The organism is Pseudomonas sp. (genome assembly GCF_050739995.1).
Lineage (GTDB): Bacteria > Pseudomonadota > Gammaproteobacteria > Pseudomonadales > Pseudomonadaceae > Aquipseudomonas.
Genome location: NZ_JBOICG010000062.1, coordinates 1 through 4,991 on the forward strand (window position 1 = coordinate 1; position 4,991 = coordinate 4,991).

The 4,991-nt window shown below is 63.6% G+C and carries 4 protein-coding genes; all 4 read right to left on the reverse strand.

Annotated elements, in window-relative coordinates; genetic code table 11:
- Positions 1–78: 78 nt before the first annotated feature.
- Positions 79–1,461: an oxygen-independent coproporphyrinogen III oxidase gene (gene hemN / locus ACRESD_RS02280; RefSeq protein ID WP_431749445.1), complete on the reverse strand. Its 1,383-nt coding sequence runs from the start codon at positions 1,459–1,461 to the stop codon at positions 79–81.
- A gap of 103 nt (positions 1,462–1,564) precedes the next feature.
- The gene (locus tag ACRESD_RS02285; RefSeq protein ID WP_431749446.1) at positions 1,565–2,248 is read right to left on the reverse strand and encodes a sulfite exporter TauE/SafE family protein; all 684 of its coding nucleotides are present in this window, start codon (positions 2,246–2,248) and stop codon (positions 1,565–1,567) included.
- Complete coding sequence (gene ccoS / locus ACRESD_RS02290; protein WP_424488626.1) at positions 2,241–2,453, reverse strand: cbb3-type cytochrome oxidase assembly protein CcoS; 213 nt, start codon at positions 2,451–2,453, stop codon at positions 2,241–2,243. The genes ACRESD_RS02285 and ccoS overlap by 8 nt, the downstream gene beginning before the upstream one ends.
- A 22-nt stretch (positions 2,454–2,475) precedes the next feature.
- A complete protein-coding gene (locus tag ACRESD_RS02295; RefSeq protein ID WP_431749447.1) occupies positions 2,476–4,926 on the reverse strand; it encodes a heavy metal translocating P-type ATPase in 2,451 nt (816 codons plus the stop codon).
- Between the last annotated feature and the right edge of the window lie 65 nt (positions 4,927–4,991).

Consider the following 4,991-nt stretch of genomic DNA (forward strand, 5'->3'; position numbering starts at 1 on the left):
TCCTTGGTCAAGGCTATGAAAGACGAGTCTCCTTCAGCTCAGCTGGAAGCCATGAGCCTGGCGTCAAGGTAACCGCGTTCAGATCACCCGTGAAAATCGTTGCCTGTTCTGGTGTTCCAGGTAGGCATCGAACACCATGCACACCGAGCGCACAAGCAAGCGCCCGGCGGGTAGCACGCGGATGCCCTGTGCATCCAGTGCAATCAGGCCGTCTTGCGCCATGGCTTCCAGTTGTGGCCATAAATCGTCGAAATAACCGCGAAAGTCGATGTTGAACGCCTGTTCGATCTGCTCGAATCCCAGGCTGAAATTGCACATCAACTGTTGAATCACTTCCCGTCGCAAGCGGTCGTCCGTGGTGCACACCAGGCCACGGCTGGTGGCCAGTTGTGCGCCCGCCAGGGCGTTCTGGTACTGGTTGAGGTCGCTGCTGTTCTGGCCATACAGGTCGCCGATCTGGCTGATCGCCGACACGCCCAGCCCGATCAGATCGCAGTGGCCGTGGGTGGTGTAGCCCTGGAAGTTGCGCTGCAGCCTGCCTTCTTCCTGGGCGACCGCCAATTCGTCATCCGGCAGGGCGAAGTGGTCCATGCCGATATAGCGGTAGCCGGCCTGGGTCAGTTGTTCGATGGTGGTTTGCAGCATCAGCAGCTTTGACGCCGGGGACGGCAGTTCATCGGTGTTGATGCGCCGCTGGGGCATGAAGCGTTCCGGCAGGTGCGCGTAATTGAATACCGACAGGCGATCTGGCTGCAGCCTGATCACTTCTTCCACGGTGCGTGCGAAGTTGATCGGCGTTTGCTTGGGCAGGCCGTAGATCAGGTCGATATTGATTGAGCGAAACTGCAAGGTGCGTGCGGCATCGATCACTGCGCGGGTTTCTTCCAGGCTTTGCAGGCGGTTGACCGCCCGTTGCACCTCGGGGTCGAGGTCTTGCAGGCCGATACTCACACGGTTGAAGCCCAATTCACGCAGCAGGCCCATGGTGGCCCAGTCGGCTTCGCGGGGGTCGATTTCGATGCCGTAGTCACCCGAATCATCATCGAGCAAATTGAAGTGTTGGCGCAGGCGTGTCATCACCTGGCGCAATTCATCGTGACTGAGAAAGGTCGGGGTACCACCGCCGAAGTGCAACTGCTCCACCGGTTGTTTCGGGTCGAGATGGCAGGCCACCAGTTGGATTTCCTGCTCCAGGCGTTGCAGGTAGGCCTGGGCGCGGCCGCGGTCCTTGGTGATCACTTTGTTGCAGGCACAGTAGTAGCAAATGTTCGCGCAGAACGGTACGTGCACATACAGCGACAAGGGGCGTTTAGCTTTGCGGCTGTCGCGCAGGGCGTGGAGCAGGTCGAAGGTGCCGACCTGGCTGTCGAATTGTACGGCGGTGGGGTAGGACGTGTAGCGCGGTCCCGCCAAGTCGTAGCGGTGAATCAGATCTGTGTCCCAACGAATGGCGTCGAGCATGCGGGCGGTCCCCCGGATAGGCTAGTGGGCCGAGTCTAGGGGCGCGCCGTTGATGGCATCTTGATTTGCATCAACGGGGAGCGGCGCTATGCCACATGGCCTTTTAGTGGCCCATCAACCAGTGCTGATGCGGGCCGGGTAACGTCCATATGCCAAACACAATCACCAACACGCCACCGGCCACACGCACGCTGCGTTTGCGCAGCAAGGCGGTGACGCGTTCGGCAGCCAGCCCCGTTGCCAGCAACACCGGCCAGGTGCCCAAGCCAAACGCCAGCATCAGCAGCGCACTGTCCAGCGCATTGCCCTGGCTCGCCGCCCACAGCAGGGTGCTGTAGACCAATCCGCACGGCAACCAGCCCCACAGCGCGCCCAGCAGCAAGGCGCGGGGCACGCTGGACACCGGCAGCAAACGGTTGGCAATCGGCTGGATATAGCGCCACAGGCCGCGTCCGAGGCTTTCGATGTGGGTAAGTCCGCTCCACCACCCGGCCAGGTACAAGCCCATGCTGATCAGCAGCAGCCCGGCGAGTACGCGCATGAACATCGCCGCCGGGCTGTTGGCCACCGCCCAGCCGGCCAGGCCGATCAACAGTCCTGCCGTGGCATAGCTGAGGATACGCCCCAGGTTGTACGCCAGCAGCAGGCGAAACCTGCGGCTGCGTTGTTCCTTGGGAATCGCCAGGGTCAGCGCGCCCATCAAGCCGCCGCACATGCCCAGGCAATGGCCGCCGCCGAGCAGGCCGAGGATCAGTGCCGAGACCAGCAGGGGGGCCAGCTCAAGCATGGGGCGGGTCTTTGGGTGGTTGTTCCGGGCCATTGGCTTCGTCGACGGCGGCCAGGTGGTTCGGGTCCTGATCGTCGAACAAGACGCTGTGGGCCGGGCCGTCGAGGTCTTCGTACTGGCCGCTGTCCACGGCCCAGAAGAAGATGTAAATGGCCACGCCGACTAACAGCAACGCCGCTGGAATCATCACGTATAGAGCTGGCATCTGCACTCCAGGCCCGTGCGGCTCAAGCCGGCAGCGGGCGGGTTACCAAAGGGGCGCTGGCTACCTGCACACTTGGCAGGCGAGCCAGGCGCAGGGCATTGAGCACCACGGTCAACGAGCTGAGGGACATTCCGATCGCGGCCCAGATCGGGGTGATCCAACCCAGGGCGGCAAACGGCAGCATGAGGCCATTGTACAGCCCGGCCCACAGCAGGTTCTCGATGATGACCCGCCGGGTACGCCGCGCCAGGGTAAAGGCTTGCACCAATGCGTCCAGGCGGTTGGACAACAGCACCGCGTCGGCGCTGGTTTTTGCCAGGTCCGTGGCCGAGCCCATGGCCACGCTGATATCGGCGGCAGCCAGCACTGGCACATCGTTGACGCCATCGCCGAGCATCAGCACTTTACGGCCTTCCTGGTGCAAGCGTTGCAGCACCAAGAGCTTGTCATCCGGACGCAGGCCGCCGTGGGCTTCGTCGATGCCCAGCTCGGCGGCGACGCTGGCGACCATCGGCGAGCTGTCGCCGGACAACAACAACGTGCGCCAACCACGAGCCTTGCACGCCGCCAGCAACGCCGGGGCGTCACTGCGCAAGCGATCATCCAGCACGAACCAGGCCAGGGCGCCATGGCTATCACCCAGCAGCAACCATTGCCCGGCTTCATCCGGCGACTGGGGGATCGGGCAACCACTCAGTCCACAAACGAAGCCGGGTTGGCCGATGCGCAACCGACGGTCACCCACGCGACCTTCCAGCCCCAGTCCAGGGGAGCTGAGCACCTCGTCAGCCGCCAACGGCGCACGACCGAACGCCCGGGCAATGGGGTGTTCGGAGCGGTTTTCCAAGGCGGCGGCGAGGCTCAGGCAGGCATCGCTGTTCAGCGTGCCCAGTGGGCGGATCGCACGTAAGGCCAGGCGCCCTTCGGTCAGGGTGCCGGTCTTGTCGAAAATCACCGTGTCGATCTGGTTCAGACCTTCCAGTACATGGCCGCGGGTCAGCAATAGCCCTAGTTTGTGCAGGGTGCCGGTGGCGGCGGTGAGGGCGGTCGGCGTGGCCAGGGACAGCGCGCACGGGCAGGTCGCCACCAACATCGCCAAGACGATCCAGAAGGCTCGCGCCGAATCCAGTTGCCACCACACCAGGCCGATCAACAGTGCGGCGACCAACGAGCACAACAGGAACCATTGCGCCGCACGGTCGGCGATTTGCGCCAGGCGCGGCTTCTCGGCCTGGGCACGTTCCAGCAGGCGCACGATGGCGGACAGGCGCGTGTCATGGCCCAAGGCGCGCACCTCGACCGTCAGCGCGCCTTCGACGTTGAGTGTGCCGGCAGTGACGGTGTCACCGATTCGTCGCGGTTGCGGCAGGTATTCGCCGGTCAACAGTGACTCATCGATGCTGGATTGGCCGTCGAGAATCACCCCGTCGGCCGGCAGTACCGCGCCGGGATGCACCAGGACGCGGTCGCCCAGGGCCAACTCGCTGAGCAGGATACGCTCGCTTTGCCCATCGCCTTTCAAACGCAGGCACGAGGCCGGCAACAAGTTGACTAATTGTGCGGTGGCGGCAGCAGTGCGCTCCCGTGCGCGGCGCTCCAGATAGCGACCGGCCAACAGGAACAGCGCAAACATGCCCACTGCGTCGAAGTACAGTTCGCCGGTGCCGGTGATCGCCGTCCAGATGCCCGCCAGGTACGCACCGCCAATCGCCAGGGACACTGACACATCCATGGTCAGGTGGCGGGTGCGCAAGTCGCGCAACGCGCCTTTGAAAAACGGCGCGCAGCTGTAGAACACGATAGGGGTGGTGAGAAACATCGCCACCCAGCGCAGGATCACATGCAGCTCCGGGCTTAAATCGATATTGAACTCCGGCCAGGTCGCCATGGTTGCCATCATTGCCTGGAACCACAGCAATCCCGCCACGCCCAGTTGGCGCAGGGCCAGGCGGTTCTCGCTGGCCAATTGCTCCGCCGCACGGTCCGCCTGGTAAGGGTGGGCTGCATAGCCGATATGACGCAGTTCACTGAGCAATTGGCTTAACGGCAATTGCCCGTCGGCCCAGCTGACTTGCAGGCGATGGTTGGACAGATTCAGCCGCGCCTCGGCCACGGCGGGCAAGCTGCGCAGGTGTTTTTCGATCAGCCAGCCACAGGCTGCGCAACTGATGCCTTCCATCAACAGAGTGGCTTCGGCCAGTTCGCCTTCGTGGTGTACAAAGGGTTTTTGCACGTCGGCGCGGTCATACAGCGCCAGTTCGTCGACCAATTGCACCGGCAGCGCCTCGGGGTTGGCCGAGGCTTCGCTGCGATGCTGGTAATAGCTTTCCAGCCCACCGGCGACGATGGCTTCGGCCACCGCCTGGCAGCCCGGGCAGCACAGTTCACGGCGTTCGCCGAGGATGTCGGTGGTAAACCGGCTGCCGGGTGGGACGGGCAGGGCGCAGTGGTAGCAGGGCGTTGGGCTGGTCATGGTTCTGAATCTTAGTCGGCTGGGAGGGCCTCATCGCGGGCAAGCCCGCTCCTACAGGATCGCGG

What these genes read in the sequence shown, in the direction of transcription:
- hemN (WP_431749445.1), bottom strand. Translation starts at nt 1,461, where the DNA reads ATGCTCGACGCCATTCGTTGGGACACAGATCTGATTCACCGCTACGAC.
- ACRESD_RS02285 (WP_431749446.1), bottom strand. Translation starts at nt 2,248, where the DNA reads ATGCTTGAGCTGGCCCCCCTGCTGGTCTCGGCACTGATCCTCGGCCTG.
- ccoS (WP_424488626.1), bottom strand. Translation starts at nt 2,453, where the DNA reads ATGCCAGCTCTATACGTGATGATTCCAGCGGCGTTGCTGTTAGTCGGC.
- ACRESD_RS02295 (WP_431749447.1), bottom strand. Translation starts at nt 4,926, where the DNA reads ATGACCAGCCCAACGCCCTGCTACCACTGCGCCCTGCCCGTCCCACCC.